21 protein-coding genes are annotated in these 25,174 nt (G+C 71.2%); 12 read left to right on the plus strand and 9 right to left on the minus strand.

Annotation, left to right across the window (positions count from 1 at the left end; genetic code table 11):
- The first annotated feature begins 57 nt into the window (after positions 1–57).
- Positions 58–879, plus strand: a complete 822-nt coding sequence (locus HG543_RS31875; protein WP_171818278.1) for an SGNH/GDSL hydrolase family protein — start codon at positions 58–60, stop codon at positions 877–879.
- A 19-nt stretch (positions 880–898) separates the two neighbouring features.
- On the opposite strand, the gene HG543_RS31880 is transcribed toward HG543_RS31875, so the two are convergent.
- From HG543_RS31880 to HG543_RS31890, 3 genes are all read right to left on the minus strand, one after another.
- The gene (locus HG543_RS31880; protein ID WP_169348688.1) at positions 899–1,762 is read right to left on the minus strand and encodes a GspE/PulE/PilB domain-containing protein; all 864 of its coding nucleotides are present in this window, start codon (positions 1,760–1,762) and stop codon (positions 899–901) included.
- 89 nt (positions 1,763–1,851) lie between these two features.
- Positions 1,852–2,220, minus strand: coding sequence for an arsenate reductase family protein (locus HG543_RS31885; RefSeq protein ID WP_169348689.1), 369 nt, complete (start codon positions 2,218–2,220; stop codon positions 1,852–1,854).
- A gap of 13 nt (positions 2,221–2,233) precedes the next feature.
- Positions 2,234–3,115, minus strand: a complete 882-nt coding sequence (locus HG543_RS31890) for a LysR family transcriptional regulator (protein ID WP_169348690.1) — start codon at positions 3,113–3,115, stop codon at positions 2,234–2,236.
- 164 nt (positions 3,116–3,279) lie between these two features.
- Between HG543_RS31890 and HG543_RS31895 the strand changes: the two genes are divergently transcribed.
- The 4 genes from HG543_RS31895 (at position 3,280) to HG543_RS31910 (ending at position 8,670) form a co-directional block, all read left to right on the plus strand.
- Positions 3,280–4,113, plus strand: a complete 834-nt coding sequence (locus HG543_RS31895) for a putative outer membrane beta-barrel protein (protein ID WP_169348691.1) — start codon at positions 3,280–3,282, stop codon at positions 4,111–4,113.
- Between the two features lie 366 nt (positions 4,114–4,479).
- Positions 4,480–5,181: a ribose-5-phosphate isomerase RpiA gene (rpiA, locus tag HG543_RS31900; RefSeq protein ID WP_169348692.1), complete on the plus strand. Its 702-nt coding sequence runs from the start codon at positions 4,480–4,482 to the stop codon at positions 5,179–5,181.
- 526 nt (positions 5,182–5,707) lie between these two features.
- Positions 5,708–7,210: a DUF1592 domain-containing protein gene (locus HG543_RS31905; protein ID WP_343073485.1), complete on the plus strand. Its 1,503-nt coding sequence runs from the start codon at positions 5,708–5,710 to the stop codon at positions 7,208–7,210.
- Between the two features lie 5 nt (positions 7,211–7,215).
- On the plus strand, positions 7,216–8,670 hold the full coding sequence (locus HG543_RS31910; protein ID WP_169348694.1) for a DUF1552 domain-containing protein: 1,455 nt from the start codon (positions 7,216–7,218) through the stop codon (positions 8,668–8,670).
- Between the two features lie 261 nt (positions 8,671–8,931).
- On the opposite strand, the gene HG543_RS31915 is transcribed toward HG543_RS31910, so the two are convergent.
- Both HG543_RS31915 and HG543_RS31920 read right to left on the minus strand, forming a co-directional pair.
- On the minus strand, positions 8,932–9,966 hold the full coding sequence (locus tag HG543_RS31915) for a metal-dependent hydrolase (protein ID WP_169348695.1): 1,035 nt from the start codon (positions 9,964–9,966) through the stop codon (positions 8,932–8,934).
- Between the two features lie 120 nt (positions 9,967–10,086).
- Positions 10,087–11,397, minus strand: a complete 1,311-nt coding sequence (locus tag HG543_RS31920; protein WP_169348696.1) for a pectin acetylesterase-family hydrolase — start codon at positions 11,395–11,397, stop codon at positions 10,087–10,089.
- A gap of 227 nt (positions 11,398–11,624) precedes the next feature.
- Between HG543_RS31920 and HG543_RS31925 the strand changes: the two genes are divergently transcribed.
- Together HG543_RS31925 and HG543_RS31930 are read left to right on the plus strand one after the other, a co-directional pair.
- Positions 11,625–12,317, plus strand: coding sequence for a hypothetical protein (locus tag HG543_RS31925; protein WP_169348697.1), 693 nt, complete (start codon positions 11,625–11,627; stop codon positions 12,315–12,317).
- Between the two features lie 197 nt (positions 12,318–12,514).
- Positions 12,515–14,173, plus strand: a complete 1,659-nt coding sequence (locus tag HG543_RS31930) for a PAS domain-containing sensor histidine kinase (RefSeq protein ID WP_211194294.1) — start codon at positions 12,515–12,517, stop codon at positions 14,171–14,173.
- On the opposite strand, the gene HG543_RS31935 is transcribed toward HG543_RS31930, so the two are convergent.
- A complete protein-coding gene (locus tag HG543_RS31935; RefSeq protein ID WP_169348699.1) occupies positions 14,139–16,262 on the minus strand; it encodes an ATP-binding domain-containing protein in 2,124 nt (707 codons plus the stop codon). The genes HG543_RS31930 and HG543_RS31935 overlap by 35 nt on opposite strands.
- 92 nt (positions 16,263–16,354) lie before the next feature.
- Between HG543_RS31935 and HG543_RS31940 the strand changes: the two genes are divergently transcribed.
- Positions 16,355–17,257 carry a spermidine synthase gene (locus tag HG543_RS31940; RefSeq protein WP_169348700.1) on the plus strand — a complete coding sequence of 301 codons (903 nt, stop codon included), beginning with the start codon at positions 16,355–16,357 and terminating at the stop codon, positions 17,255–17,257.
- A gap of 31 nt (positions 17,258–17,288) precedes the next feature.
- Here the strand turns inward: HG543_RS31940 and HG543_RS31945 are convergent, their stop codons facing one another.
- On the minus strand, positions 17,289–18,461 hold the full coding sequence (locus HG543_RS31945; protein WP_169348701.1) for a hypothetical protein: 1,173 nt from the start codon (positions 18,459–18,461) through the stop codon (positions 17,289–17,291).
- A 17-nt stretch (positions 18,462–18,478) separates the two neighbouring features.
- Positions 18,479–19,075, minus strand: coding sequence for a hypothetical protein (locus HG543_RS31950; protein WP_169348702.1), 597 nt, complete (start codon positions 19,073–19,075; stop codon positions 18,479–18,481).
- A 232-nt stretch (positions 19,076–19,307) separates the two neighbouring features.
- On the opposite strand from HG543_RS31950, the gene HG543_RS31955 reads away from it, so the two are divergent.
- On the plus strand, positions 19,308–20,084 hold the full coding sequence (locus HG543_RS31955; protein WP_343073486.1) for a helix-turn-helix transcriptional regulator: 777 nt from the start codon (positions 19,308–19,310) through the stop codon (positions 20,082–20,084).
- A gap of 62 nt (positions 20,085–20,146) precedes the next feature.
- The gene (locus HG543_RS31960; protein ID WP_169348704.1) at positions 20,147–20,494 is read left to right on the plus strand and encodes a DUF3703 domain-containing protein; all 348 of its coding nucleotides are present in this window, start codon (positions 20,147–20,149) and stop codon (positions 20,492–20,494) included.
- Between the two features lie 10 nt (positions 20,495–20,504).
- On the opposite strand, the gene HG543_RS31965 is transcribed toward HG543_RS31960, so the two are convergent.
- The gene (locus HG543_RS31965) at positions 20,505–22,607 is read right to left on the minus strand and encodes a methyl-accepting chemotaxis protein (RefSeq protein ID WP_171818097.1); all 2,103 of its coding nucleotides are present in this window, start codon (positions 22,605–22,607) and stop codon (positions 20,505–20,507) included.
- A 302-nt stretch (positions 22,608–22,909) separates the two neighbouring features.
- On the opposite strand from HG543_RS31965, the gene HG543_RS31970 reads away from it, so the two are divergent.
- Positions 22,910–23,506, plus strand: a complete 597-nt coding sequence (locus HG543_RS31970) for a hypothetical protein (RefSeq protein ID WP_169348706.1) — start codon at positions 22,910–22,912, stop codon at positions 23,504–23,506.
- Positions 23,503–25,065 carry a GMC family oxidoreductase gene (locus HG543_RS31975; protein WP_169348707.1) on the plus strand — a complete coding sequence of 521 codons (1,563 nt, stop codon included), beginning with the start codon at positions 23,503–23,505 and terminating at the stop codon, positions 25,063–25,065. Before HG543_RS31970 ends, HG543_RS31975 begins: the two co-directional genes overlap by 4 nt.
- Positions 25,066–25,174: the final 109 nt, after the last annotated feature.

Below are 25,174 nucleotides of genomic sequence, written 5' to 3' on the forward strand. Positions count from 1 at the left end.
AAGAGACAGGGAGGGGGATGTACCTGATTGCGCCGGGCCGCTACCGTTCGGCCGCTCATGCGGAACCGTCTCGCTCGCGCGCTCACCTTCGCTTCGTTGCTCCTCTCCGCCCCCGTGCTGGCCTCGTCCGGAATGGATGGCGGCACCCCGTCCCATGCGCTCCAGGCCGCGCCCGTGCTGCCCGCCGCCCCGGCTACGGCCAGCCCGGCGCCGCCCGCCGCGGAGCGCAAGCACACCGTGCTGCTCCTGGGAGACAGCCTCATCGCCACCGGCTTCGGTGAGTACCTGCAGACCATGCTGGAGTCGCACCCGCGCATCCGCACGGCCCGGCGCGCGAAGTCCTCCACGGGCCTGGCGCGCCCCGACTTCTTCGACTGGATGACGGTGGGGCAGGAGGAGGTGGAGCGCCACAAGCCGGACGTGGTGGTCGTCATCCTCGGAGGCAATGACGGGCAGTCGCTGCAGGACGGCAAGGGCGGCAAGCCCATCCACTGGGGCAAGCCCGAGTGGGAGCAGGCCTACCGTGAGCGGCTGGCCGCGTTCGTGAAGGTCCTCTCCGCGCCGGGCCGGAAGATTGTCTGGCTGGAGCTGCCCGCCACGGGCCTCAAGCGCTTCGAGCAGAAGCTGGGCCTCATCCGCGGCCTCCAGCGCGAGGTCATCTCCTCCCACGAGGACGCCCTGCACCTGGACACGCGCCCGTTCTTCACGGACGCCAAGGGCCGCGCGCTCCTCCAGGCCCGCGTCGACGGCTACCGCAAGCCCATGCGGCTGCGCATGGAGGACGGCGTGCACTTCACCGTCGCCGGCGGGCGGTACTTCGCCAGCAAGGTGTACCCGGAGGTGCTGAGCGTGCTGGGGCTGGTGGTGCGCCAGGGCTAGCGCGCGCCCTTCGCGCGCCTCAGTGCGACTGCGGCATCGTGTCCGGGGTGTTGCCCTCGGAGCGCAGCCGGCGGATGGCGCGGAGGAGGAGCTGCTCGTCGCGCGGGTTGGCGAGGTAGCCGCGCGCGCCCAGCTTCCGCGCCCGCTCGAAGCCCTCGTCGTCCGACGTGCCGTGGACGATGAGCGAGCCGGCGATGTGCACCTCTCCGGCCAGCAGCCCCTCCATGGCCTGGATGGGCGCGAGCACGATGTCGTCCGGCCCGGTGTGCAGCACCTCCAGCGGCGAGGCCACCTTGGCGGAGATGCCGTGCCGCGCGAGCTGCCGGGAGATGAGGACGGCGGTGACGGGAGGCCAGCCGTAGAGCAGCAGGGGCCCACCGGGAGACGGGGCGGGCGCCGGAGGCGGCTCGGGCGGCTCCTCGATGCCGTACACCATGGAAAGCGCGCGGCTCAGCGCGGAGTCGGACGCGACGTGCGCCTCGACGCGGGCCATGCCGGACACGGCGCGCACGGCGTCCACGGCCTCCAGGGACACGGGCGCGGGCAGGGCGATGTGGAGCACCTCGCGCTCGCCCTGCTCGAGCTGCACCTTCTCCACGCGCAGCGGGACGGCGCGGTACTGCCGGGCGACGCGGGTGGGGACGAGCGCGGCCACGGCCGGGGCGGGCAGCGAGCGCTCCAGGTCCACCGCCTCCACGCCGAGCTGCGCGGACAGGCCCCGGAGGACGTCGGCCTCGGAGCACAGCCCCTCGCGCACCAGCGCCCGCCCGAGCGGAACGTGCGTCTCGTGATGATGCACCAGTCCCACACGGAGCTGGGCGCGGTTGAGCAGGCCCAATTCCAGGAGGATTTCCCCGAGTGGGCGTCGCGCACCGGTCTCCATGGTAGGAAAGGAGTCTTCACTCCAGGTCCCTTCCCGCGAGGGACGGCGCGCCCGGCGCTTGCTCCCCCGCTCGCCCTCAGGGCATGTGCTCAGCGCCCGGCGGAGAACGCGCGCGCCCAGTCCTCGGGCTTGAAGCCGACGAGGACGGTGCCACCAGTGACGAGCACCGGCCGCTTGACGAGCTTCCCATCGGCGGCCAGCCAGGACACGAGCTCCGCGTCCGAGGCCGCGTCCACCTTCGCCTTGCCCAGCGCGCGGTAGCTCTGGCCGCTGGTGTTGAGCCACTTGCGCACGGGCAGGCCGCTCTTCGCAATCCACTGTCGCAGCTCGGCCTCGGAGGGGGGCGTGTCGACGATGGGGCGCACCTGGTGGGCCACGCCCTGCTCCTTCAACCACTTCAGCGCCTTGCGGCAGGTGTCACAGCCGGCGTAGGCGAGCACGAGGACGTCGTTCGGCATGCGGCGCGCTCTATCACGGCTCCACGCCGGTGAGGACCTGGACCACGCGGCGCGCGGCGCGGCCCGGCTTCACGCTGACGCGGTGGTGGAGCTGCGGCATGAAGGCGTGCGTGGAGCCGCGGGCCGTCTTCAGCGCCTTCAGCTCGCCCCGGCGCAGCTCGCGCGTCACCAGGTGCTCCGGCAGCCAGCCGTACCCCAGCCCCTCCATGATGGCGGCCTTCTTCGCCGCGAAGTCGTTGAGGTGCACCGTGGAGCGCGTCTCCAGCGAGGTGGTGCTCAGCTGCAGCCGCGGGTCCGAGCCGCGCACGGTGAGCAGCAGGTGCTCCGACAGCTCCTCGTCCTTGAGCTGCCCGCGCCGCTGCGCCAGCGGGTGTGAGCGGTGCGCCACCAGCACCGCCTTCAATTCCGGCAGCCGGTAGGTGCGCAGGCCCGGCAGCGTGGGCGGCAGCACGGACACCATCAGGTCCGCCTCCTCGCGCACGAAGGCCGCCTCCACCCCGGCGAGGAAGTCCGCGGACACGTGGAAGCGCGTGCTCGCCCCTTCCGCGCGCAATTCCTTGACGATTCGCAAGAGCGGCTCCGCGGGGAAGATGCCGTCGAAGACGATGCGCAGCGTGGGCTCCCAGCCGGAGCGGATCTCCGCGCACGCCGCCTCCAGCTCCCGCTCCGCCGCCAGCAGCTTCCGGCAGTGCTCCAGGATCCGCTCGCCCGCGGGCGTCAGCCGCGTGCGGTAGCCGCGCCTGTCCAACAGCGTCAGCTCCGTCTGTTCCTCCAGGGTCCGCAGCGCGTACAGCACCGCCGTGTGTCCCTTGCGCAGGGCCGCGGCCGCAGCGGCGAAGGTGCCGTGACGGGCGAGCGCATCCAGGGCGCGGGCCTGTTCCAAGGTGACATTCATGACGGCATTGTCCAATTAGCACAGTGCGGTTGCATTACTTTGTGACTAAAGCAACTCATTCTCATCCCCAGGTCGGAAATGACTGCGTGCTTCACGACGCACCGCGCCTTGATCAGTGGTGCGGGGTGTCATTCAGTGCGCGCTTCACCTGTTGGGAGGGGTATATGACGGGAAGGCTGTACAAGGCCCTTGCAGTCACGGCCGCGCTGGCGACGTCCGCGGCGAGCGCCCAGGAGTCCACCGAGAGCACTCCGGCGACGACCGAGGCCCCGGCGACGACCACGATGACGACGGCGACCTCCAGCGAGAAGAGCGGGCTGGAGATCGGCGTGGGGCTCGGCTTCCAGGCGGGCGCGGGTTACGTCTACAAGAATGGTCTGCGGCTCAACGGCACGGTCGGTGACGTGAAGCTCAGCGACGCGGCCAACGGCGGCATCGCCTTCGCGCTCGACCTCGGCTACCGCATCAACTCCCGGTGGTTCGCGGGCCTCTTCGGCCAGTACACGTACGTGCTGACGAAGACCAACCCGCTGTCCTGCCCCGAGGGCTTCGACTGCTCCACCAACCAGTTCCGCATCGGGCCCCAGGTGCAGTACCACTTCGCGCCTGACTCCGGCTTCGATCCGTTCGTGGGGCTCGGCTTCGGCATCGTGCTGCTGAACACCTCCATCAAGAGCGACAACTTCACCGTCCAGGTGCCGGGCGTCGGTGGGGTTCCCGGCGCCAAGCTGGACATCGACAGCAAGACGCGCGGTCCGGAGTTCATCAACCTGACCGTCGGCGGCCGGTGGAATGCCGGGGAGTCCTTCTCCTTCGGGCCCTACCTGAACGCCACCTACGCTCGCTACACCGTGCGCGCCGGCACCCAGACGGTGACCCTGCCTGCCACCCTGCCTGCCCCGTTCGGCGGCGCCACCACCGAGGCCCCGCTCGGCCCCGTGGATGACGGTCCGTACGGCCTCATCATCCTCGGCTTCCGCGGCACGTACACCCTGTAGTCCCTCCGTCCCGGGCCACACGGCCTGAGACGGCAGTCCACGAGGGCCCGGAGCGCCACGGCGCGCCGGGCCCTCTGCTTTTCTCCGAAGCCGGCTCGCGGGCGTGAGGGGCCCGCGACAGCCTCCGCGTGGCGTTTCGAGCCCGGTGATGCCGGGCGGAGCTGCTCCGGCCCATGCCCGTCCATGTGAGCACCCCGCCGGCCAGGGGCCCACCGGATGCGGGGCGCGAGGACTCCGGCGGGTTCCGATGACGTGTGACGCCCCGGCACGCCAGGGGGCAATCGCAGTCACTCGCCGGCACGTGCCAGCCCCGGGGGTGGACGCGCGACGCCTGCCACCGCCCGACACGGTGTATCTTCCCGTCGCATGAGCGACGCCATCGGCCGTTACAAGCAGCAGGCCGCCGCCTGGGCGGTGGAGGCCTTCTTCCGCCCGGGCATGGTGGTGGGGCTGGGCACGGGGAGCACCGCGGCCTTCGCGGTGCGGCGGCTGGCGGAGCTGCGCGCCGAGGGGCGGCTCTTGGACGTGCGGGGCGTGCCCACCTCGGTGGAGACGGAGGCTCTGGCGCGCTCGCTGGGCGTGCCCCTCACCACGCTGGAGGAGCAGCCGGTGCTGGACGTCACCATCGACGGGGCGGACGAGGTGGCCCCGGACCTGTCGCTCATCAAGGGCGGAGGAGGGGCGCTGCTGCGCGAGAAGATTGTCGCGCAGGCCAGCCGGCGCGTCGTCATCGTGGTGGATGCCGGCAAGCTGTCACCCAAGCTCGGCACGCGCTGGGCGCTGCCGGTGGAGGTGTTGCCCTTCGGCTGGCGCTCGCAGGCGCTCTTCCTCGAATCGCTCGGCGCGCGCGTCACCCAGCGCCAGCGCGCGGACGGCGAGCCCTTCCTCACGGACCAGGGCAACCTCGTGCTCGACTGTGCCTTCGGCCCCATCGACGACCCGGAGATGCTGGCCGCGCGCCTGGGCACGCGCGCGGGCGTGGTGGGCCATGGCCTGTTCCTCTCGCTGACGACGGACCTCGTGGTGGCCGGCCCGGATGGCGTGGAGCACCGCGCCCGTCAAGACTGACGCCCGCGCCTGTCCTCCTGCTCCACGAGCCAGGAGGCCGGTCCCACACGAATGGTGCACACGCGCGCCACCGAACGTGAATCCGGATTCACCTCTCCGGGTGGTAGCGTTCGCCCGCGCTCGCGGCCACCGGCGGCCGCGCGCACCCTCTGCCACGGGGTGGAGCCGGGTGCCGGGACGTGGGTACTTGTATGGCGTTGAAACTCGGCATTCTCCGGACTCCGAGCAGATGTCCCGAGCATCCGCGCCAGGGAGGACGAAACGCGTCAGTGGCGCTGCAAAGTGTGACGCGTTTCGCGCGCGGTCATGTCATCATTACCAGCCGCGACGGGGGGAGGGGTTACAGTCGTCATCGCGCTGGCACTCCAGAGGGGGTTTTTCTGGGAGTCGCTGGCCAGAGGGTGCCTTTCGTATGCGAATGATTCGTTTCAGTCTCCCCGCCGTGCTGCTGGCGGCCGCCTCCTGCACAGGCCAGACCGGAAATGGGGCAGAGCCGGTCGACGTCACCGAGGCGTCGCCAACGCGAGTGCGCCGGCTCACGCGAACGGAGTTCGACAACAGCCTCGCCGCGGTCATCCCCGGGATGCCTCCGCTGAGCGCGACTTTCGCTCCCGAGGACACCATCCTCGGCTTCAGCACGCACGACCGGCTGCAGGTGACGTCGCTGCTGGCGGACCAGATCGACAACGGCGCGCTCAACGCGTCGGTGCTGGCCTTCCGCACCCTGAAGATCTACGAGAAGTGCCCCGCGGACGACGTCGACAAGGAAAAAGAGGAGGCCTGCACCATGCCCCTCCTGTTCGACGTGGCCAGCCGCACCTTCCGCCGGCCCCTCACGGATGAGGACAAGAAGGAGCTGACCACCTTCTGGCGCGACCTGCGCGCCGTCGCCGACCCGCAGACGGCCCAGCGCACCTTCCTGCAGGGCCTCTTCGCGTCGCCCTCCTTCCTGTACCGCACGGAGCTGGGCGCGCCGGGCATGGGCCGCGACCAGGTCGTGCGGCTGACCCCGTACGAGATCGCCTCGGCGCTGTCCTACGCCATCACCGCGGCCCCTCCCGACGAGGAGCTGCTCGCCGCGGCGGCGGCCGATGCGCTGGACACGGCGGAGCAGCGCGAGGCGCACGCGCGCCGGCTGCTGGCCACCCCGCTGGCGCAGAAGCGCCTGTACCACTTCGTCACGGAATGGCTGGGCATCACGGGCCTGGCCAACATCACCAAGAACAATCAGGTCTTCCCCAACTTCAGCCAGGCCTTCAAGGACTCGAGCCGCGCGGAGACGAAGACCTTCATCGAGCACGTGCTGGCCAACGAGGGCGGCTCCGTCAAGGAGCTGCTGGGCGCGAACTACACCTTCGCGGACGGCCGCATGGCCACGTTCTACGGAAGGCAGAGTCCGACGCCGAACGGCGCGATTGGCCGCATGGAGCTGCCGCCCGAGCGCGCCGGCGTCCTCACCCACGCCAGCGTGCTGGCGACGTACGCGCTGTTCGACTCCAGCTCGCCCATCCGCCGCGGCAAGTTCGTCCTCACCCGGCTGCTGTGCCAGGAGGTGCCCTCGCCTCCGCCCACCATCGTCATCATTCCCCCCGCCGTCTCGGACGACACCACCACGCGCGACCGCTTCGCCGCCCACACCAACAACCCCAACTGCGCCGGCTGCCACGTCCGCCTGGACCCGGTCGGCTTCGGCTTCGAGAACTTCGACGGCCTGGGCAAGCACCGCACGACGGAGAACGGCTTCCCCGTGGACGCCAAGGGCTCCATCGCGCACGCCAGCGGCGACTTCTCCTTCACCGGCGGCGGCGAGCTGGCCCGCTGGCTGGCCAACAGCGAGGACGTCGCCAACTGCGTTCCCCTGCAAATCTTCCGCTACGCCATGGGCCGTGAGGAGAGCGAAGTCGACCAGCGCTTGCTCTCCGACATGCGTGACGCCTTCAAGGCCAACCCGCGGCTCCAACTGGGTGAGGCGCTCGTGAGTCTCGTGCGCTCGCCCTACTTCACCCACCGGCGTACCGCCAACGAGTAGCCACCATGCTCCGCGACCTTTCCCGACGTTCCCTGATCAAGGCGCTGGCCGGTTCCTCCGCGGCGCTTCCCCTGGCCAACCTGCTTGGCACCACCGACGCGTACGCCCAGGCCACCACGCCGCCGCTGCGCTTCATCGCCATCTTCACGCCCCACGGGTGCATGCCGGAGTACTGGAACCCCCAGGGCGGCGAGACGGACTTCAACCTCGAGTTCGAGAACTCCCTGCTGGCCCCGCTCCAGCTGCACCGCAACCGCCTGCTGGTGCTCGACGGCGTGGACTACCAGGTGCTGTACGAGCACGGCCTGACGGGCCACGAGGGCGCGCCCGTCACCTTCCTCACCGGCAGCAAGGTCAGCACCGCCAGCGGTGACGACCTGCCGCAGAGCGCCTCGCTGGACCAGGTGCTGGGCAACGCCATTGGCGGCAACACGCGGTTCCGCTCCCTGCAGCTCAACGCGTGGGAGCAGTTCGGCGGCCAGCACGTCTACAACAGCATCAGCTTCACGGCGAACGGCTCGCGCGTGCCCTTCGAGCGCGACCCGGCCGCCGTCTACCAGCGCCTGTTCGGCAACGCGCCGCCGGCGGCCGCGGACCCGGCGACGGCCGCCAAGCACGTCTCGCGCCGCAAGACGATGGTGGACTTCCTCATCCGGGACGCTTCCCGCCTGCAGAAGCAGCTCGCCGGCGCGGAGCGCGAGAAGCTGGAGGCCCACCTGGAGGCGCTGCGCGACATCGAGCGCCGCCTGGGCTCGCTGAGCGTCTCGCCCACGCCGTCGCCCACGCCGCTGCCCGCGGACGCCGCGTGCAGCGGCGGCACCGTGCCTCCGGCCTACGGCGTGGACCAGCTCGGCAACCTCGCCCGCATGCCGGAGCTGACGCGGCTGCACCTGGACCTCATCGTCCGCGCCTTCGCGTGTGATTTGACGCGCGTGGTGACGCTGACGATTCCGGGCCCGTCCATGCCGTGGGTGCGGACCCCGGATGGCAACCCCGTCAACGAGGACGTGCACAACGACCTGGCGCACCGGCTGGACGTCACGCAGGAGCCGCTGCGCACGCAGATCCGCACGAAGATGGTGGCGGTGCAGCGCTGGTACGCCGAGCAGGTGGCGTACCTCATGACGCAGCTGGCGGCGGTGCAGGAGGGCAGCGGCACCGCGCTGGACAACACCCTCATCCTCTGGGGCAACGAGCTGGGCGACGCGGCGGGCCACATGAACGTGCGCGTGCCCACGGTGCTGGCCGGCGGCGCGGGCGGCAAGTTCCGCATGGGTCGCTTCCTCCGGGTGCGCCCCGCGGGCTCGGACCCGCTGTCGCGCTGGCCGGGCCCCGGCACGCCGCTGCCGGGCGCGGTCGCCCACAACAAGCTGCTGGTGTCCATCGCCAACGCCTTCGGCGTGAACGTGAACACCTTCGGCCACCCGGACTACATCGGGCCGATGCCGGGCCTGACCTGAGCCGTGCCTCAAGCGGCGGCCCGCCCGCCACGTGCTGAATGAGGGCCCCGTGGGCAGGCAGCGATGCCTTCCTCCGGGGCCTGCTTCATGTCTGGGTTCGATGGATGGCGGAGCCGGTGGGCGTGACGCAACGTCCGCCTGTCTTCGCTGTATCCGGGCTCACGGCCAGGAAGCGCACGTCGCCGCCGCCGGGCTCTCCGTCGTCCCCAGTCTCAGGGCCCGGGAGTACGCGTCTCCGCCGTCGCCACTGTCGTCTCGGCCTTACGGCACGGGCGTGCCCGCGTCCCCGCCATGCGTCGCCGGTGTCGCCGCGCCACCCCGCCACCGGCGCAGCAGCTCGCTCGCGCTGCCTCCGCGCTCCATCCTCGCCTGCGTCACCGCGTTGGCCGGGTCCAGCCGGATGACGAAACCCAGCGTGGGCTCGCCGCGCAGGTGGTAGCGCAGGTCGTCGATGCGCACCTCGCGGCCACCGTCCACCGTCTTCAGCGAGACGACGGGGAAGCGCGCCCACGCGAGGGCCTCCCTGACGGGCCGCACCGCGCGCACGTCCTCGGGGAGCGCGTCCACGGACGAGGCCACGCGCCGTGCCTCACGGGGCTCACCGGCCAGCGGCACGTCGCCCGCGGCGAGCACGCCATCGGGCAGCGTGGCCACGTAGCGCCAGGTGCCCACGGAGAAGGGCAGGGGGAAGACGCGCACGGTCCGGGCCTCCGGGTAGGTCGCCTCCACCCGCCGCGTCAGCACGCCCCAGGACGCCACCCGCGCGCCCACGTACGCGGCCGAGCACGCCAGCCCCACGAGCAGCGCCCGCCGCCACCGCGCGCGCTGGCGCCACGCCACCACGGCCGAGACCACCAGCGGCAGCGTCACCCACGGGTCCACCACCATCGTCCAGTCGAGGCTGAGCCGGGCGTCGGAGAAGGGCAACAGCAGCCGCGTCCCCCAGCCCGTCCACAAGTCGGGCAGCAGGTGCGCGAAGAGAACGGAGGCCAGGCTGGCCAGGAACACCGGCCCCGTTCGAGCGCCCCGGAAGAGGGCGCGAGCCACCCCAGTGGCCCCGAGCGCGACCACGGGCGTGAAGAGGAGCGAGTGCGACAGGCCCCGGTGGGCCTGGAGGGCCACCGTCACCGCGTCGCCGCTCGCCAGCAGCGTGTCCAGGTCCGGCAGCTCCGCGGCGAGCACCGAGGCCACCAGCACGGCGCGGTCCGTGGGCGAGGCGCGGGCCCCGGGAGGCGCGTCCGGCCGGCGCAGCGCCCCGATGGCGAGCCCGAGCAGTCCGTGGGTGAGGTTGTCCATGGCGTCGCCCGGGTGTACCGCGCGAGGCGCTTGCGCGGGAGCCCCAAACGAAGAAGCGGGACGCCCCATGGGAGCGCCCCGCTTCTTCAAGGCGTCAGCCTTCCAGCGGACGGGCCGCGACTACATGCCCAGCGCGCCGTTGATGAGCGGCGCGACAATCTGCATGCCGGGGTCCTCGTTGTTGTACCAGTTGGTCGGCTCGTAGATGCGGATGCGCTCGTTGTTGTTGATCCACCGCGACAGGAACGCGTCCATGCCCACGAACTCGCTGTAGCACTTGTACGTCTGGGTGTAGGGGAACTCAAGGTACTCGTACCAGTACCGCTTCCTCTCCATGTTCTGGCAGGCGTGCGCGCCGATGAAGGTGATGATGGTGCTGCAGTGGCTGGAGTTGATGGCGCGGTGGTGCGGGATGAAGTAGCTGAAGTTGTTGTAGAGCTTCATCTCGTTGACGAGGTTGTCCTGGTCCACCTTCCAGTAGGCGTGGACGGACTCCTGGTCATTGGGCGTGTGGAAGCGCTCATACGAGAAGCGCGAGTAGTTGTAGTCGCGCGTGTAGCCCGTGTACGCGAGCTGGTCGTTGGGGAACTCCAGCGCCACCATGCGGTTGATGCTGCCGAAGTCGTTCTGGTTGAACGTGGCCGGCAGCTGGCCGAACACGGAGTTCAGGTTCCAGGACTGGCGAATCTTGTCGTGCAGCGCGCGCGAGCGGTAGTTGACGTTGGGCGCCAGGAAGATGGGGCCCGAGTCATTGAGCAGGTAGCCGCGCGCCGGGTTGATGGTCTTCCGCACGAAGTAGTAGCCGGACCCCGTGGCGGTGCCGCCCGCGCTGTAGCCCGTCATCAGGAGCTTCTGCACGTTGGGGAACTGGGTGCGCGCCCAGTTGGCCACCGCCGTGGTGTTGGTGTAGCCCGAGTGGTGCCACGTCAGCGGCGGGTTCTGCCCCGTGGTGTCCGTGTAGGTCACCACGTTGTTGCCGATGTGCACGTCACCCGTGCAGTACGGCATGTAGACGATGTTCCACCCCTTGGTGACCAGGTCCTTGCGGCTGCGGCCCGGCAGGCCCGGGTCGGCGCCGTTGACGAGCGGCGACACGTACTTCGCCGTGAAGTCGGTGATGTAGCTGTCGGGGATGCCGTTGGGGTTGGCGGCGCCCAGCACGCCCGCGCGGCCGCTGCACGTCTCGTAGTCCCAGCACGCGCCACCTCCCTCCAGGAGGAAGAGCAGGTTGGGCGAGCCGGTGCGGTGGACCCAGAACTTGTACTGGGAACCGTTGCCGCACTTCGTCCCCGGGAGTTCCACCTTCTGCCAAGGGTAGTTGTTACCTCCGTCCACGAGCACGCTGACGATGGAGGAGACGATGACCTCTGCACGTGCCGCACCGGGCACCAGCGCTGCGGCCATCAGGCACGCCAGGAGTAGGCGCTTCATTCAGGAACCTCCGGGTTTGGTGGGAATCCCGGTCTATACAATACAATTGCAATAGAGTCAGGGCCTTTGTGCCTGTTTCATGTTTCATGGCACACACCTGCGTGTGATGCGTTGCGGCATCCGGGTTTGTGATGCATTGCGGCAGGGACGGTGGAGGCCGGGCGCGAAAGGCGCCGTATGAGCGGGTCGGGTTGCCACGTGCGCGCGGCGCGCGGTATTCGGGCGGCATGGCCGTGAACGCTCGGTGGAAGAAACTGCCGTGGATTGCCACGACGGGGGTGGTGGTGGGGCTGGCCCTGGTGCTCCTCCTGTGGCCGCGGGCCCCGGAGAATGCGCCGTCCACCCCTCGCGACGTGCCCCGGGTGGCCGTGCCGGTGGTGGCCCCGCCCCCGCCCTCCGCCGAGCCCGTGCCGGGGGCCGACGCGTCCGCCGCCGTCGCGGAGAACGCCGAGCTGGCGGAGCAGCCGGGCACACCGGAGCCCCCTCCGCCGGACCAGGCCCCCCAGCTCCACCCGGTGGACCTGGCGTCGCTGCGCGAGAAGCTGCCGGACAACCTCTACTGGGAGCTGGGCGCTCCCACGAAGGACCCGGAGGTCCTCAAGCGGCGCGAGGACGACGCGAAGCGCTGGAACGACCTCTACGGCAAGGTGCTCTCGGGCTCGGCCACGGAGGAGGAGGTGCGCCGCTACTACGAGCACCGCCGCCGCGTGTCGGAGGACTTCATCACCTTCGCCGGCGCGGTGCTCACCGAGTACGGCGACCGGCTGCCGGAGCAGGAGCGCGGGCTGTACGAGCTGAGCATCAACATGCACCGCACCCGCCTGGCGGAGCTGCCGGGGCAGGAGCAGGACGCGCTCGCGCGCCGGCAGGTCCAGGAGCAGCGCCGCGAGGCGTGGCGCCGCGGTCAGCAGACACCCTGAGCGGCGCGTGGGCCCCCATGCGCGTGGGGCCCCTCCTGCGCTCGCCTGTCCGCCCGCGCCTTCACCCGGCGTCGCGGTGACTGTTGGGTGCCGAGCAGATGCGCGATGGGCCGGAGTAGGGTGCGTGGTGGGGAAGGTGTTAATCGACGGAGCCTGACGCCGTGGCTCGGACCCTCACCAACAGCGTGGAACATCCCTTGACCGCACAGGGCCTCGCCAGCGCCGACTCGCGAGGGCCGGACGTCGCGGGCATCGACACCGTGCTGCTCGACCAGCTCCCGGAGAGCGTCGCCGTCTGCTCCCCGGACGCGGTGTGCCTCTACGTCAATCCCGCCATGGAGCGGGCCTTCGGCAGGCCCCGGGTGGAGCAGCTCGGCCGGGTGTTGTGGGAGCTGTACCCGGACATGCTGGGCGCCTCGTTCCAGGAGCGCTTCCTCCGGGTGGCGGAGACGGGCGTGGCGGAGGAGTTCGAGTGCCACGTCGCGCAGCGTGAGCGCTGGTTCGTGAAGCGCGTCCTGCGCGGCCACGGGCGCGTCTACGTCTTCTCGCGGGAAATCACCGCCGAGAAGAAGCAGGAGGCGACGCTGCGCGGCCTGTACGACGAGACGCGGCGCGCGCAGCGCCATGCCGCCTTCCTGGCCCAGGCCAGCGAGGTGCTGGCGTCGTCGCTGGAGCAGGAGCAGATCCTCCAGCGCATGGCCCACCTGGCCGTCCCCACGCTGGCGGACGGGTGCTGCGTGGACGTGCCCGGCCCGGACGGGCAGGTGCGCCGCATTGCCATGGCCCACGTGCGCCCGGCCCTGCTGGAGCTCACCCAGGCCTTCCACGCGCGCTTCCCCATCCGCATGGAGGACACGAGCGGCATCGGCCGGGTGCTGCGAGTGGGCGTCACGGAGTTCATCCCGGACCTGTCCCCCGCGCTGCAGGAGCAGGCGCTGGCCGGCGAGCCGGAGCGGCTCCAGGCTTCCCTGGCGCTGGGGGTGAAGTCCTATATCTCCGTCCCGCTCATCAGCCGGGGCCGGGTGCTGGGGGCGCTCACGCTCGTCAACACCGAGTCCACGCGCCGCTACACGCAGGCGGACGTGCGGCTCGCGGAGGACCTGGCCCGGCGCGCGGCCGCGTCGCTGGACAACGGGCGGCTCTACATGGAGGCGCAGGACGCCGTGCGCGCGCGCGACACGTTCCTCTCCGTCGCGTCCCACGAGCTGAACACGCCCCTTACCTCGCTCACCCTCAACGTCCAGGCGCTGCGCCGGGACTTGGAGGGCCGCTCCGCCGCCACGCCCGAGGCGCTGGGCGCCAAGGTGATGGCCGTGCAGCGGCAGCTCACGCGCCTGTCCAGCCTCGTGCGCGAGCTGCTGGACGTATCCCGCATCACCGCCGGCCGGCTCCGGCTGGAGCGCGAGGAGTTGGACCTGGCCGCGCTGACGCGGGAGATGGTGCCGCGCTTCTCGGAGGAGCTGGCGCGCGCGGGCTGCGAGCTGCGCCTGGACGCGCCGGGTCCCGCCACCGGCCACTGGGACAGGCTGCGGCTGGAGCAGGTGCTACAGAACCTCCTGTCCAACGCCATCAAGTACGGCCGGGGCAAGCCCATCGAGCTGCGGGTGGGCGCGGACGACGAGCAGGCCTGGCTGGTGGTGCGCGACGAGGGCATGGGCATTCCCCCGGAGGGACAGGCCCGTCTCTTCCAGCGCTTCGAGCGGCTCGCCAGCGAGCGGCACTACGGCGGGCTGGGGCTGGGCCTGTGGATCGTGAAGCAGATTGTCGACGCGCTGGAGGGCCGCATCCGGGTGGAGAGCGCGCCCGGCCAGGGCTCCACGTTCACCGTGGAGCTGCCGCGCCAGAAGGCGCGATGAGGTGCGAGCGCACGCCGGACGACACCACCCAGAGCTGGTGTGAGGTGCGCGTCACCGCCACGTGCAGGCGGCGGCGCGACTCGTCGTCGAGGGGGTAGGCCCGCGCGGTGACGTCCGGGAGGATGACGTAGTCGAACTCCAGGCCCTTCACGCTGCCCACGTCGGTGACGTCCACGCCGGGCTCGAAGGTGAACTCGCCGTCGCTCACGTGGCGGGCCCAGGGCATGTCGGCCACGACGCGGTAGACGGCCTGGGCGGATTCTGGACTGGCGGCGATGACGCCCACCGACGCGTGCGGCTCGCGGGAGACGAGGTCCCTCAGCGCCTCGCCGATGAAGAGCTGCGCCTGCGCCTCGTCCGGGAAGTGGTGGAAGCCCACGGGGGCGCCCGGGCGGCCGGCGTGCGCGGAGGCCTCGGGGGCCTGCGTGCCCAGCACCTGCCGCGCCAGCTCCACCACCGGCCGCGGGCAGCGGTAGGACACCTGCAGCCGGCACGTGGCGGCGTCGCGGATGTCCAGCTCGTTGAGGACCGCGGGCCACCCCGCGAAGCCGGCGTCCGTCTGCTGCATCTCGTCGCCCGCCAGCGTGCAGCTCTTGCCCTTGCCCAACAGGCGCCCCACGACGAACAGCTCGAAGAGGGAGAAGTCCTCCGCCTCGTCGAGGACGACGTGCGCCAGCCGGTCCAGCCCGAGCGACTCGTGCTGCGCCTTGAGGTACATGAGGATGGGCAGGTCCTCCAGGTCCACGGTGCCGGCCATCGCGTAGGGCGTGTCCTCCTCGATGGCCTTCCCGTCCACGGTGACGAGCCGGTCCGGGTCCGTGATGTCCTTTAGCTCCTTCGAGAGCGGCGTCGCGTGCTGCAGGCGCGTGTGCTCCAGCGTCTCGTCGATGGCGGTGCGCGGCAGCTCGCCGCGCGCGGCCTCCACCACCGACTCCAGGAAGCGCCGGTCGAAGTACGCGTCCGCCAGCCGCTTGCGCAGCTTGTCCAGCGTGGTGCTCGCCGCCTTCTTCGGCACGCCCACGCGGGCGGCCAGCGCACGCCGCAGCACGGGGTGGCGCTTGAGGCGCGACACCAGCGGCGGCGTGTCGTTCCACAGCTTGATGCCGGGCAGGTCGAACGCCTGGCGCGCGGCCGCGAGCAGCCACGCGTCGCGCGTCTGCACGGCGACTCCGCCCAGCCCCAGCGGCGCCAGCAGGCGGCGGGACAGCCGCGCCAGGCCCTCCTCCGGGACGATGAGCTTCATCCGCGACTGGGGGTAGGTCTGCGGGTCGTCGAAGGCGATCTTCGCCAGCCGGTGCAGGGCCACCGTCGTCTTGCCGCTGCCCGCGCTGCCCAGCACCAGCAGCGGCCGGTCCGCGCCGGTGCTGACGGCCTCGTACTGCTCGGCGTCCAGCAGCGCGGTGACGCCGAAGGCATCCTCGATGCGCCGGGCGCCCTTGCCGGTGCCGAGGAACTCCGGCCGCGCGGCGGTGCCGGTGCCGCCGGACTGGAGCGCGGTGACGTCGCGCCCCACCGCGTGCCACTCGCCGCCCGCGGCGCGCTCCAGCACTAGCGCGCCGGAGATGATGCGCGTGAGCTGCCCGCGCTCGATGACGACCAGCCGGCGCGTCTCCACGGTGCCCTCGGCCAGCCGCTCGCCGAAGTACTCCTCGTACGCGTCGCCCTCCTCGTAGCAGTAGAAGACGCGGGCCACCGGGGCGAAGCGCCAGTCGATGATGCGCACGCCCGCGCCCACGTCCGCGAAGGTGGTGCGGCCCAGGAGGTAGTCGCGCGGGCCGGCCGTGCCGTCCAGGCGCAGGTGCGCGAAGTACGGGGCCTGGGCATCCGGCAGGCGCGCGGACTCCTGGCGCTCCATGAGCGAGCGGGCCTGGTTCATCTGCGCGAAGAGGTGCGGCAGGTCCGCGACGGAGGCCGTGGCCACGTCGTCTCGCAGCACCTGGAGCTGGGCGACCAGCCCCTGCGTGTCCGTCCCGCGCGCGGCCTTCTGCCGCGCCGCCTCCAGCGTCGACTGGACGCGCGCGAGCAGCGCCTCCTCCTCGGCGATGATGGCGCGGGCGTGCTCTGGAAGGCTGCCAGGGACGTGGTTCATGCGCGGCAAGGTGAACCCTGGGGATGTGCAGGTCAACCCGTTGTTTTTCCTGGGGGAATTGCTACTTTATGGGCAATCGAAAAGGAGCGGACATGCGGCGCGTCACCCATCGACTGATGCTGGTGGGGCTGGCGCTCCTGGCGTGCTCGGCCTCCAGTCCCCGCACCGTCCTCTACGAGAAACAATCGCCGTACACGTTCATCTCCGTGACACAGGACGCGGAGGGCCGGCGCTACCTCCAGTTCGACCAGACGGGCGCGCTGCAGAGCGTGGTGTGGCCAGGGCAGCCCCTGAAGCTGGAATTGCCCTACACGCAGGTGTCCATGGTGGGGCTGGCCTTCGTGCCGGAACCGAAGCGCATCCTCGTGGTGGGGCTGGGCGGCGGGGCCATGCCCATGTTCCTGCGCGCGGTGGTGCCCGCGGCGCACATCGACGTGGTGGACATCGACCCGGACGTGGTGAAGGTGGCGAAGGAGTACTTCGGCTTCCGGGAGGACGAGCGCCTGCGCGCGCACGTGGCGGATGGCCGGGGCTTCGTGGAAGCGGCACGCCCGCCGTACGACCTCGTCTTCCTGGACGCGTATGGGCCGGACAGCATCCCCGAGCACCTGGCGACGCTGGAGTTCCTCGCGGCGGTGCGCGCTCGGCTCGCGGAAGGCGGCGCGGTGGTGGGCAACGTCTGGGAATTCCCTCCCAACACGCGCTTCGACTCCATGGTCCGCACGTGGCAGGTGGGCTTCCAGCAGCTCTACACGTTCGACGTGGAGGGCAGCGGCAACCGCATCCTGGTGGGGCTGGCCCACGCGCGGAAGCAGGAGCGCGCGGCGCTGGAGGCCCGCGCGGAGAAGCTGGAGCGCGCGAAGGGGCTTCCGTTCGACCTGAGCGAACACATCGCCGATGGCTACGAGGACGCGACGAAGCGCAAGCCGCGCGGGCAGGTGCTGAAGGACGCGGCCTTGCCGAAGCCGAAGGCCGCGCCCACCCCCTCGCCCTGAGAGGCCGCGGGACGACGACTCCGTCCGGAGCTCAGGGGCCGGTCAGCAGGCTGCCCGAGGTAGAGGCCCGGAGGAAGAGGTTGGCGAGGTCTTCCTCCCAGGACTCTTCAGGCATGTCATTCTCCCGGTAGACGATGGAGGCGGCTTCCGGCGCCAGCGGCATCCGCACGATGACGGTGTTGAGGACGCCCTTGGGATCGTCCAGTTCCCCGCCGCGCCACAGCGTTCCATCCGGTGTCAGCGCGGCACCCCAGTTGAGGTTCGCTCTGAGTCCCGGCGGATAGTCGGCGTACGTGCCCAGCCGCTTCACCTCTCCGGTCGCCTTGAACTCCACGGCCAGGTGCGTGTTCGGAGCTTTCGCGTCGTGATAGGCGACGATGAAGCCGTCCGCCGTCGCCCTGGCGGTGAGGAGGGAGTACTGGCTGGTGGGGAACGTCTCCCCCGAGAGGGGAACCACCTGGTTGTCGGCATCCAGCAGCGAGTGACTGCCGGGAGCCGTGTAGGAGGTGACCAGCTTGAGACCCTTGTTCCCCAGCGCGAGCGGGAGATAGCCTTCCGGGATGGCTCGGCTCCCATCCTCGTTGAAGTAACCCCCACTGGAGCAGCCGATGAAGAACTTGCCCGTATCCGGCCACACTTTGATCCGGTCCACCCGGTCGTACAGGCTGTAGTCGCACTTCGGCACCGGGACCTCGATGTCGTTGAGCCACGCCTCCTCGGGCACTTCGTAGGTCTTGTAGTACGGGTGTTGCGTGAACGCGTCCGGCACCAGCTCGTACACCTTCCCGTCATGCGAGAGGTAGAAGAGCTTGCCGTCCGTGGGGCGGATGACGCGCCCCCCTCCGTGGGGCACGTAGAGGGCCACCTTCTTCGGCTCGTGCACTTCGGCGTAGGCGTAGAAGAAGGCTCCGCCTTCCAGGTTGCCGCTGAAGTAGATGCGCTCCGGGTCGAACCGCCCCTCTTGGGGCGGCGGCGTGCCCCCGTCGGAGCTCGTGCTCGTGCCCGCGTCCGTCCGCGTGCCCGCGTCGGTGCTCGGAGTGACCACGGGAGGGCGGCCGGGCGTCGTGGGTGTCTCCCCGCAGACGTCGGGGCGCTCGTCGCAGAAGGAGTCACGGGCACCGCCCGAGTCATCGAAGTTGAGACAGGCGCCCAGCAGCGCGGCGGCACCGAGGGCGAGCCCCGAGGCGTGAATGGCTTTCATCATGACGAGCGGTCTCTCTCTCAGGGCAGGGGGCCGCTGAAGACGGCGGCCAGCCCGCCGCCCCGGGTGACGGTGATGTTCGCGGAGGGGCCGTAGTCGTCCGCGTCGGAGTCCTTGGCCCCCGAGTTGTTCAGCGCGAGCACGACGCCCACGCCCAGGCCCACGAGGCCGGCGCCCGTCAGGCCCCAGCCAATCTGCTCCATCCGCTTGCCGCTGTTCACCTTCGCGGTGAGGTCCCCCCGGGACTGGATGCTCGGGTCACCCGCGCTCAGCTTCGAGTGGGTGCTCCTGGCCAGCCCCCAGCACGTCACGCCGCCCGCCACCAGCACGCCGCCGCCGATGACGACTGGCACCCAGGCGCGAGAGGGCTTCGACGCCGAGCGCACCTCCGCCTCCGCCTCTGGCTCCGACGGGATGGGGTCGTGGTCGTCGGACTCCTCCTCGTCGCTGTGGGACCTGGGGAAGCGCATGCCGGGCCCACGCTGCGCGAGGAGGACTCGCGGCGCGTCGTCGTGGGACAGGGACACCGGGGGAGCGAAGCTGGCACCAGAGGTCAGCGAGGCCGCGATGAGGCCCGCGTAGGACAGGAGCATGGCGCCGACACGGTGGCGGAACATTCAATGATTGGCAAACCACGCCCGGGCTGGTGCGGGCAGTGAGGGGGTTTCATACCGGATGTGAGGGATGAACCCGGGAATCCGTCTGTCTTTTCCGGGGCTGGCGGTGTGTCAGGGAAATGCTCTACCCAGGGTCGGCTTCGCACCATCCCCTCGCATCGGGACATTGCGTGGGGGATGCAGGGCCGCGATGCTGGCCGGCCGTGCGGCCATGTCCGCGAGGAAATCCATCGTGAGCCGGAACCGCGACTGGAAGGGGCGGCTGTTCTTCGGGCCCCGGCGGCTGCTCTACGCCGGGCCGCTGGGCGAGACGCGCCCGCACGCGCACCACACCTTCCAGCTCCTTCTGTCCTTCGGCGAGCCGGTGGCGCTCCGGGATGGGGCGCAGCGGGAGGCCCTGTGCCACGCGGCCGTCATCCCTCCGGACGTCGAGCACACCGTGGTGAGCATGGTGCCCGCGGGCGTCGTCCTGCACGTCAATCCAGACGACCTCGGGGGCCGCCAGCTACGGACGCTGGACATCGGCCTGGACGTGGAGGCGTGGCGCCGCGCCGGAGAGCTCCTGCGAGCCTGCGCCGTGTCCTCGCCGCCGCGGCGGTGGGCGGAGGCGGAGGCGCTCGCGCAGTCGATGCTGCGGACACTCCAGGCGGACGCGGGCCCGCCGCCTCCGGCGCATCCGGCCATCAAGAAGCTGCTGCGCCTGTTGCCGGAGTCGCTGGAAGGAGACGTGCGCCTGTCCACGCTCGCGTCCCAGGTGGGGCTGTCCGCGGGGCGGCTGTCGCACCTGTTCGGCGCGGAGGTGGGCCTGCCGCTGCGGCCCTACGTCCTGTGGCTGCGGCTCCACCGCGCCGCCGCTGAATTGCGCGAGGGCGCCTCCCTCACGAGGGCGGCGCACGCGGCGGGCTTCACCGACAGCGCGCACCTCAGCCATGCCTTCCGGCGCACCTTCGGCCTCAACCCCTCCGAAATCGCGGGCGTCGTCGAGTGGGTGCCCCCGCCTCCGGAGTAGCGAGTTCTTACAAGCCCGCGACCCGTGACCCGAGCGACGTTGAGGGCACACGGGAGGAAGCCATGCCGATGAAGCCGAAGCTGCGCGCCGCCTTCGAGGCGGAGCTGCGCGAAGCCACCGCGTCCGAGAGTCGGGGAGAGGTCGCCCGCGCCTGGCGCCACCTGGAGCGGGCCCACGTCCTCAGCCAGGCGTACGCGGGGCCGCATGTCCGGGTGCACTGCCGCATGTTCGCCTTCGGGTGGCGGCGGCGCGACGCGCGCGAGCTGATGGGGCAGCTCGCCCGCATCCTGGTCGCCGGGCCCGGCTCCTGGCTGGGGCGGGCGCCGCTCGGCAATACCGGCGGCGCCAACGTGGGCATCCTCACGCCGATGCCCATTCCGGAGGACCTGCGGGCCCTGCTGGACGCGTGAGGGGGCGGCGTCAGCGGGCCCGGGGCCCAAGCTCGGCCTGGAGCGTCTGGTGGGCCATGCCGGCCATGCTCTCCGCCAGCGAGTGCACGGAGCGGGTGGCGCCCTGGGTGTCCTGGACGGCCGTCAGCGTCACGCGCATCTGGGCGTTCAGCTCGCGGATGGCGTCGGCCATCTGCCGCGTGCCCGTGTCCTGCGTGCTGACGGCGGAGGTGATCTGCCGCATGCTCGCGCTCGTCTCGCCGATGATGGCGGCGAGCTTCTGGAGCTGGGCCCCGGACAGGCGCACCGCGTCCACGCTCTGACGGACGCGCTCGTCGCCCGCCTCGCTGAAGCGGGCGGCCTCGCGCATGCTCTTGCCGACGCCGTCGAGCACCTCGCGGATGCGGTTCGTGGCCTGGATGGACTGGTCCGCGAGCCCTCGCATCTCGCGGGCCACCACGCCAAAGCCCTTGCCGCTGTCGCCGCTGCGCACCGCCTCGATGGCGGCGTTGATGGCCAGCATGTTGGACTGGTCCGCCAGGTTCTTCACCTCGTCGACGATGCCGGCCACCTCCCGGGTGCGCCCCTCGAGCGCGAGGATGCGCCGGGCCATCTCCGACACCTCCGCGCGGATGGCCTCCAGGTTGGACAGCGTCTGCTCCAGGGCCGTCGAGCCCTCGCGGCCCACCTGCTCGGCGCTCTCGGCCGCGGCGGAGAGCTCGCTGGCCCTCTGTGCGGTGAGCTGCGACGACTGGCGGATCTCCTCCACCGTCTGCTCCGCCTGCTGCAGCGACACCGCCTGCCGGCTGACGCCCGCGGCCTGCTCGTCGCTGGACGAGCGCAGCTGCTCCACCACGGTGGCCAGCTCCCCGGCGCCGCTGCCCATGCGCTGGGCCAGCTGGCGCACCTCCTGCTGCCGCGACTCCAGCTCGCGGGTGTGGGTCTCCAGCGTCCGCACCACCTGGACCGAGTGGCGGCCCACCACCGCCACCAGCGACACCGTGAGCGCGAGGTAGCCCCAGTGGGTGACGTTGCCCACCGAGACGTCCAGCCCCAGGTCCAGGACGGAGAGCATGGTGATGAAGAGGGAGAGGACGAGGCCCCCCAGGCCGAGCACGAAGAGCCGGGCGTCGGGGTTGCCCCGCCGCGCCTCCACCGCCGCCACTCCGACGCACGCCAGCAGGACGACGACGCAGAGCAGGAGGAAGGGCACCAGGAGCCGCTGGCCGAGCTCCGGGCTCGCGAGGGTGATGATGGCGAGCAGGACGGAGATGGCGGAGAACCCGATGGAGCCCTGGCGGAACCAGCGCATCCGCTCGCCGAGGAGCGCGTCCGCGACGAACGCCGCGAGGCCTGCCACGACGAAGCACAGGCCCATGCGGATGCACCGCATGCCCACGGTGTGCGCGTCCCAGAGCGCCGTGAGCATGCCGCTCACTCCGATGAGAATCATGCCGCCGCTGGTGGCGAAGACGCACAGCCCCAGGATCATCCGCCGCCGCCAGTGCAGGGCGAAGGCTCCACCGGCCACGAAGGCCATGACGAGCAGGAGGATGCCCATGACGAAGGGGGCCTGGCCCTTGCGGATGGCCGACGAGAGCAGCGCGTGGCGCGCCCCCACCCGGGCCTCCCCGACCACGCCGATGCGCGACAGGGACGACTGGATGCGCAGCAGCACGCGCCCGCCGAGCACCTCGCGAGGCAGCGGCACGAGGTGGAACGACATGCTCTCGGAAACTTCGCGGCCGCCCGGGTTCAGCTTGCCGCTGGCGTAGATGCGCTGGCCGTTCGCATACACCTCGAAGGCGATGGAGACCTCGCCCAGGAAGAGCGCGGGCTCGGACCAGTCACCCTCGGGCACCGGGATGCTGAGCCACAGGAAGGAGTGCGCGCCGCGGCCGGCGGGCTCCGTGAGCGCGTCCGTGGGGCGCCAGTCCTCCGTCGCGCCCGACTCCTTCGCCCACGCGGGAACGCCTGTCTCGCTCCGGGGCGCGTCACCCCAGCGGAAGCGCCAGTCCCGCAACACGGGAACGGAGCCGTCCGTCACGGATGCGGCATGGGCCACGGGCCCGGGCGCGAGCCACAGGAGCAGCGCGGCGCCCAGCAGGGCGAGCCGGGTGAGCGGCGCGGCCATGGGGTGACACCGACGGGAGGAGTTTCGCCGAGAACGAGGAGAGGTCGCGAACGGGCGGGGCGCGGACGCCAGGGCCCGATGGAGGACGGCCATGTGTCCGTGATGCTCCCGCGCGCGAGGGTGGCTGTAAAACGGGTCACTTCAGGCCCGCCCGGCTGGCGTCCTGCGCTGCGTGGGAGTGCCCCAGGGGCGTCGCGATGGACACCGGACATTCGCGCTCGCCTGTCGCGACGCGGCGTGCAATCGGGACACACTCTTCGCCAGAGTCACCTGTCGCTTTCTCGTACTGGGAGGGGAATGAGATGGCCTCGCTGACACGCCGTGGTCTGCTCAAACGAGGGCTGCTTGGCGGCGCGGTGCTGGCATTGGGAGGCAGCACCCTGCTGGCCACGCGAGAGGGACTGTCGCTCCCGCCGCCGCCCGAGGGTCTCCAGGTACTCGGCCCGCGTGAGTACGCCACGCTCCAGGCGCTCGCTCGCCGGGCCTTCCCGCCACGCCCGGGCTGGCTGGACGCGGACACCGCGCGCGTGGCCCTGACGGCGGACGGGCTGCTCGCGCGGGGAGACCCGGCGGTCGCGGCGGAGGTGAAGCAGCTCCTGGGGCTCTTCGAGAACGCGCTCGCGGGCTTCCTGCTCTCCGGCCGCGTCACGCCGTTCTCCCGGCTGTCGCCCGAGGCGCAGGACGCCGCGTTCGAGGCGTGGCGCGACTCGCGCCTCGTGGTGCTGCGCACGGGGCACCATGCGCTGCGCTCGCTGGTGTACAGCGCGTACTTCATGCACCCGGCCGCGGTGGCGGCCACCGGCTACTTCGTGCCGGAGGGCTTCCACGACCCGAACGCGCCCGTGTGGAAGGGCGGAAGTCCCCGGCCCCTCTCCGCGAAGGAGGGCTCCACGCCATGAGCGGCCGCATCTTCACGGGAGACGAGCTGACGGAGGATCGCGTCATCACCTGCGACGTGTGCGTGGTGGGCAGCGGCGCGGGAGGCGGCGTGCTCGGCCACGAGCTGGCGCGGCGCGGCCTGGACGTGGTGATGCTGGAGGAGGGGAGCTACCGCACCCGCCGCGACTTCGACATGAAGGAGTCCACGGCGTACACGACGCTGTACCAGGAGCTGGCCAACCGGGCCACGGACGACCTGGCCATCAGCATCCTCCAGGGGCGCGGCGTCGGCGGCGGCACCACCATCAACTGGTGCGCGAGCTTCCGCACGCCGCCGGAAATCCTCGAGCGCTGGCGCGACGTGCACGGCGTGAAGGGGCTGGACGCCGCCACGCTGGCGCCGCACTGGGACTGGCTGGAGGCGCGGCTGAACATCCGCGACTGGCCCATCGAGAAGGCCAACCGCAACAACCAGCTCCTCTGGGAGGGGCTGGGGAAGCTCGGCTACAGCCGGGGCACGGTGAAGCGCAACGTGAAGGACTGCGCGTCCCTGGGCGCGTGCGGCCTGGGCTGCCCCACGGACGCGAAGCAGTCCATGCTGGTGACGCTGATTCCGGACGCGGTGGAGCAGGGGATGCGCCTGTTCGCCAACGTCAGCGCGCGCCGGCTGGAGATGGAGGGGATGCGCGTGGTGGCGGTGCACGCGGACGTGCTGGACCCGCGCACGGACCGGCCCTCCGGACGGAAGCTGACGGTGAGGCCGAAGGTGACGGCGGTGTGCGGTGGCGCCATCAACTCGCCGGCGCTGCTCCTACGCAGCGGGCTCGCCGCGCGGGGACTGGTGGGCAAGCGCTTCTTCCTGCACCCGGTGGTCGTCTCCACGGGCCGCTTCCGGGAGCGGGTGGAGGCCTTCTTCGGCGCGCCGCTCACCGTGTACTCGCGGCAGTTCATCGACCGGGGGCCGGGGAAGCTGGGCTGGCTCATCGAGGTGCCGCCCATCCACCCCCTGCTGGCCTCGGTGACGACGCCGGGCTTCGGCGCTTCGCACCTGGAGCTGATGGAGAAGCTGCCGTATGCCAACGCCATCCTCTCCATCACCCTGGACGGGGTGCAGCCCGGGGACAACGGCGGCACGGTGTCGCTGCGCGGCGAGGGCGAGTACACGCGGCTGAAGGTGGACTACCCGCTCACGCCCTTCCACTGGGAGGGCTTCCGCGAGGCGCTCAAGGTGTCCGCGCGCCTCCAGTTCGCCGCGGGCGCGGAGGAGGTCATCAGCCCGCATTCGACGCCGGTGGTGATGCGCGGCGAGAAGGACGTGGCGATGTTGGACCGCGCGCCCTACGAGCCGCTGCGCTGCCGCGTGGCCAGCGCCCACCAGATGGGCGGCTGCGCCATGGGCGGCAGTCCGAAGACGAGCGTGGTGGACAGCACGCTGCGCTACTGGGACGCGGACAACCTCTTCGTGGTGGACGGCTCGGTGTTCCCCACCGCGCTGGGCGTTAACCCCATGGAGACCATCCTCGGCCTGGCGCACTGGGGCAGCCAGCACGTGGCCGCTGCGGTGGGCGGGAGGAGCTGACTCCTCGCCTGCTTTCCGTTCACCCGAGCGGGGGCGTGGCGGGGCGTCCGCTACGCTCCGGGCGACTGCCTACCTTCTGGCGAGCGAGGACCAGTCAGGAGGGCGGGCC

Origin of the sequence: Pyxidicoccus fallax, assembly GCF_012933655.1 — a bacterium.
GTDB lineage: Bacteria > Myxococcota > Myxococcia > Myxococcales > Myxococcaceae > Myxococcus > Myxococcus fallax.

What these genes read in the sequence shown, in the direction of transcription:
- HG543_RS31875 (WP_171818278.1), top strand. Translation starts at nt 58, where the DNA reads ATGCGGAACCGTCTCGCTCGCGCGCTCACCTTCGCTTCGTTGCTCCTC.
- HG543_RS31880 (WP_169348688.1), bottom strand. Translation starts at nt 1,762, where the DNA reads ATGGAGACCGGTGCGCGACGCCCACTCGGGGAAATCCTCCTGGAATTG.
- HG543_RS31885 (WP_169348689.1), bottom strand. Translation starts at nt 2,220, where the DNA reads ATGCCGAACGACGTCCTCGTGCTCGCCTACGCCGGCTGTGACACCTGC.
- HG543_RS31890 (WP_169348690.1), bottom strand. Translation starts at nt 3,115, where the DNA reads ATGAATGTCACCTTGGAACAGGCCCGCGCCCTGGATGCGCTCGCCCGT.
- HG543_RS31895 (WP_169348691.1), top strand. Translation starts at nt 3,280, where the DNA reads ATGACGGGAAGGCTGTACAAGGCCCTTGCAGTCACGGCCGCGCTGGCG.
- rpiA (WP_169348692.1), top strand. Translation starts at nt 4,480, where the DNA reads ATGAGCGACGCCATCGGCCGTTACAAGCAGCAGGCCGCCGCCTGGGCG.
- HG543_RS31910 (WP_169348694.1), top strand. Translation starts at nt 7,216, where the DNA reads ATGCTCCGCGACCTTTCCCGACGTTCCCTGATCAAGGCGCTGGCCGGT.
- HG543_RS31915 (WP_169348695.1), bottom strand. Translation starts at nt 9,966, where the DNA reads ATGGACAACCTCACCCACGGACTGCTCGGGCTCGCCATCGGGGCGCTG.
- HG543_RS31920 (WP_169348696.1), bottom strand. Translation starts at nt 11,397, where the DNA reads ATGAAGCGCCTACTCCTGGCGTGCCTGATGGCCGCAGCGCTGGTGCCC.
- HG543_RS31925 (WP_169348697.1), top strand. Translation starts at nt 11,625, where the DNA reads ATGGCCGTGAACGCTCGGTGGAAGAAACTGCCGTGGATTGCCACGACG.
- HG543_RS31935 (WP_169348699.1), bottom strand. Translation starts at nt 16,262, where the DNA reads ATGAACCACGTCCCTGGCAGCCTTCCAGAGCACGCCCGCGCCATCATC.
- HG543_RS31940 (WP_169348700.1), top strand. Translation starts at nt 16,355, where the DNA reads ATGCGGCGCGTCACCCATCGACTGATGCTGGTGGGGCTGGCGCTCCTG.
- HG543_RS31945 (WP_169348701.1), bottom strand. Translation starts at nt 18,461, where the DNA reads ATGATGAAAGCCATTCACGCCTCGGGGCTCGCCCTCGGTGCCGCCGCG.
- HG543_RS31950 (WP_169348702.1), bottom strand. Translation starts at nt 19,075, where the DNA reads ATGTTCCGCCACCGTGTCGGCGCCATGCTCCTGTCCTACGCGGGCCTC.
- HG543_RS31960 (WP_169348704.1), top strand. Translation starts at nt 20,147, where the DNA reads ATGCCGATGAAGCCGAAGCTGCGCGCCGCCTTCGAGGCGGAGCTGCGC.
- HG543_RS31965 (WP_171818097.1), bottom strand. Translation starts at nt 22,607, where the DNA reads ATGGCCGCGCCGCTCACCCGGCTCGCCCTGCTGGGCGCCGCGCTGCTC.
- HG543_RS31970 (WP_169348706.1), top strand. Translation starts at nt 22,910, where the DNA reads ATGGCCTCGCTGACACGCCGTGGTCTGCTCAAACGAGGGCTGCTTGGC.
- HG543_RS31975 (WP_169348707.1), top strand. Translation starts at nt 23,503, where the DNA reads ATGAGCGGCCGCATCTTCACGGGAGACGAGCTGACGGAGGATCGCGTC.